The following is a 3556-nucleotide window of genomic DNA, read 5'->3' on the forward strand; positions in this document are numbered from 1 at the left end:
TCTATCGCGGGCGGCGCAATGGCCTACATTGCTACGAAATCAACGCCACCGACGAACAGAATGAAGTTCTTGCAACCGTCTACAACACCGCCACCAATGGTGGCCGAGCGGGCCACCCGCATCCCGCTGCAGCACATCACCGGCCGCGCCTATTTCCGGCATCTCGAACTGCAGGTGGGACCGGGCGTGTTCGTCCCGCGGCCGGAAACCGAAACCGTTGCCCAGCACGCAATCGACCGCGCCCGCGCCCTGCCCGCGGCCAAAGTGGTGGACCTGGGCACCGGCTCCGGCGCGATCGCCGCCGCCGTGGCCAGCGAAGTTCCCACGGCCACCGTCTACGCGGTGGAACTGAGCGCCCTCGCCCACGCCTGGGCCGAACGGAACCTGGCGCCGCTGGGCGTCACCCTCCTGCGGGAGGACCTGCGCACCGCGCTGTCCGCGCACGACGGAACGTTCGACGTCGTCGTTTCCAATCCGCCGTACATCCCCGCCGAAGCGGTCCCGCGCGAGCCCGAAGTGGCCGAGCACGACCCGCAGATGGCGCTCTACGGCGGGGGAGCGGACGGCATGGAACTGCCGGCGGCGACGGCGGCGACGGCCGCGCGGCTGCTGAAGCCGGGCGGCCATCTCATCATGGAGCACGCCGAAGTCCAGGCCGCTGCCGTGCACTCCCTCCTGCGCTCGGCCGGATGCTGGGACCAGGTAGCCACCCGTTACGATCTGACCGGGCGCGAGCGGGCCACGTCGGCCCGACGGTTATGAGAATGGAACAATGAGTCTGTGAGCACTACGTATAACTGCGACGACGCCGCCGCCCGCAGCGAGGGACTGGCGGCAGCCCAAGCCGCCATCGCCGACCGGCAGTGCGTTGTCCTGCCGACCGATACCGTCTACGGGATCGCCGCCGACGCGTTCTCGCCGCAGGCCGTGGCCACCCTGCTGGCCGCCAAAGGACGCGGGCGCAAAATGCCCCCGCCGGTGCTGGTGCCGCGGCCGCAGACCATGGACGGGCTGGCCACCGACGTGAGCGACGAGGCCCGGGCCCTCGCCGACACCTTCTGGCCCGGCGGGCTGACCCTGATTTTCCGCGCGCAGCCGTCGCTGACCTGGGACCTGGGCGAGACCAAGGGCACCGTCGCCCTGCGCATGCCCGACGACGAACTGGCGCTGGAACTGCTGGCGGCCACCGGACCGCTGGCCGTGTCCTCCGCGAACCGCACCGGGCAGCCGTCGGCGCAGACGGCCGCGCAGGCCAAGGAACAGTTGGCCGAGTCGGTGGAGGTCTACCTGGAAGACGGCTTCCGGCCCGTGGACGGCACGACGGCGGTTCCCTCCACCATCGTCGACTGCACCTCCGCCACACTGCGGGTGGTCCGCGAGGGCACGATCAGCCTGGAGGCCCTGCGCACCGTCGTGCCGGGCATCCTGGGCCTGGGGGAGACCGTAGAGGCATGAGCCACGATTCCGCTCTTCCCCGCGGCAAGACCGCCAGCAGCGACCGGGCCCTGTGGCTCTGGTCGCAGATCCTGCTGGACTCCCTGGCCTGGGTCCTGGCCATCGTGCTGGCCGTCTTCCTGCGCTACGAGATGACGCTGAGCCTGACCAAGATTCCCGGCATTATCCTGCTCTGCGCGGTGGCCATCGCGGCCCAGATGGCCGTCGGGTCTGCGTTCGCCCTCTATAAGGGCCGCTACAGTTTCGGCAGCTTCCACGAGGCCAAGCTGCTGGTCATGGTGACCATCTCGGTGTCGTTGATCCTCAGCGTCGGACTGCTGTTGTTCGGCATCTCGCTGGGCATCGCGCGCGGCACCGGCCTGATCGCCTTCCCGTTCGCCTGCCTGTTCATGGCCGCCGTCCGCTACCTGAAGCGGATGTACGTGGAAAGCAAGGCCAAACCGGGCGACGAGGCGGAGCGGACGCTGATCTACGGCGCCGGTTTCGTCGGCAACAACATCGTGACCCGGATGAGCAACGACCCGGCCTCGCCCTGGCTGCCGGTGGGGCTGATCGACGACGATCCGGCCAAAAAGCACCTGCGCATCGCCTCAGTCCCCGTGCTGGGCCGGATGGAGGACCTGCCGGAGATAGCGCAGCGCACCGGGGCGACCGTGCTGCTGGTGGCGATCGCGGACATCGACTCCGCGCGGATGCGGCAGATTTCCGACAGCATCGCGGGCCGGAACATGCGGGTGCTGGTGGTGCCGCCGCTGAAGGAAATGCTCACCGGCCGCCAGGACTTTTCCTTCCGCGAGGTGGACATCGAGGACCTCATCGGGCGGCAGCCGGTGGATATCCACGTCGAAGAGATTGCCCACTACGTCACCGGCAAGCGCGTGCTGGTCACGGGCGCCGGCGGGTCCATCGGTTCCGAACTGTGCCGCCAGATCCACGCCTTCCAGCCGGCCGAGCTGATCATGCTGGACCGCGACGAGACCGGGCTGCAGGGCACGCAGATCTCGATCACCGGCAAGGGCCTGCTCACGGGCAGGGACACCGTGCTGGCCGACATCCGCGACCCCGCCGCCCTCGAGGCCATCTTCCTCGACCGGAAGCCGGAAGTGGTGTTCCACGCCGCGGCGCTCAAGCACGTGTCGCTGCTGGAGCAGTACCCGGAGGAGGCCTGGAAGACCAACGTGCTCGGTTCGCTGAACGTGCTGCGCGCGGCCCGCGCCGCGCACGTGGCGACCTTCGTCAACATCTCCACCGACAAGGCCGCCAACCCCACCACCGTGCTGGGCCATTCCAAGCGCGTGGCGGAGAAGCTGACGGCCTGGGTGGCGCAGCAGACCGGGCAGAAGTACGTCTCCGTCCGGTTCGGCAACGTGCTGGGCAGCCGCGGCTCGGTGCTGCCGCTGTTCAGCGAGCAGATCCGCAAGGGCGGTCCGGTCACGGTCACCGACGCCGCGGCCACCCGGTTCTTCATGACAATTCCGGAAGCCTGCCAGCTGGTGATCCAGGCCGGCGCGATCGGCAGCGGCGGGGAAGTGCTGATCCTCGACATGGGCGAACCGGTGAAGATCCTGGACGTCGCCGAGCGGATGATCGCGATGTCGGGCAAGGACGTGGAAATTGTCTTCACCGGCCTGCGCCCCGGCGAAAAGCTGCACGAGGACCTGATCGGGGAGGGCGAAAGCGATTCCCGTCCCCTGCACCCCAAAATCTCGCACGCCTCCATCGAGGGCCTGGACCCGAACCTGATGAGCCTGGCCGAGTGGAAGAGCCGGCAGGACCTGATCTCGGCCTCGACCGGGGCGATAAACGTGGTCCCGGCGGCAGCGGCCGCTGACGACGAACTCGACGACGTGGTCCCGGGGGCAGTGGCCGCCGACGACGTGGTCCCGCCGGCAGCATCCGCCGACGACGAACTCGAGGCCGGGCTCAAGGACGACGGGCGGGAGCGGGCGTCGTGACCGCAGCCGTGGTGGCCGTTGCCGCGGCCCTCCTGCTCAGCCTGTTGCTGCCGTTCGCGCTGATCCCGGTGCTGAAGCGGCTGGGCGTGCTCGACGTGCCGAACGAGCGGTCCTCGCACACCCGCGTCGTCGTCCGCGGCGTGGGC

The 3556-nt window shown here is 69.2% G+C and carries 2 protein-coding genes and 1 pseudogene; all 3 read left to right on the forward strand.

What is annotated here, in order from left to right:
• The coding region (gene prmC / locus AC5RUJ_RS12690) for a peptide chain release factor N(5)-glutamine methyltransferase (RefSeq protein WP_494155950.1) at positions 1–762 on the forward strand (762 nt) is incomplete at its 5' end.
• Between the two features lie 18 nt (positions 763–780).
• Positions 781–1440 (forward strand): annotated as a pseudogene (locus AC5RUJ_RS12695) (L-threonylcarbamoyladenylate synthase); the annotation flags it as partial.
• A gap of 11 nt (positions 1441–1451) precedes the next feature.
• Positions 1452–3410 carry a polysaccharide biosynthesis protein gene (locus AC5RUJ_RS12700; protein WP_494012430.1) on the forward strand — a complete coding sequence of 653 codons (1959 nt, stop codon included), beginning with the start codon at positions 1452–1454 and terminating at the stop codon, positions 3408–3410.
• Positions 3411–3556: the final 146 nt, after the last annotated feature.

The organism is Arthrobacter sp. Y3223164 (genome assembly GCF_059091005.1).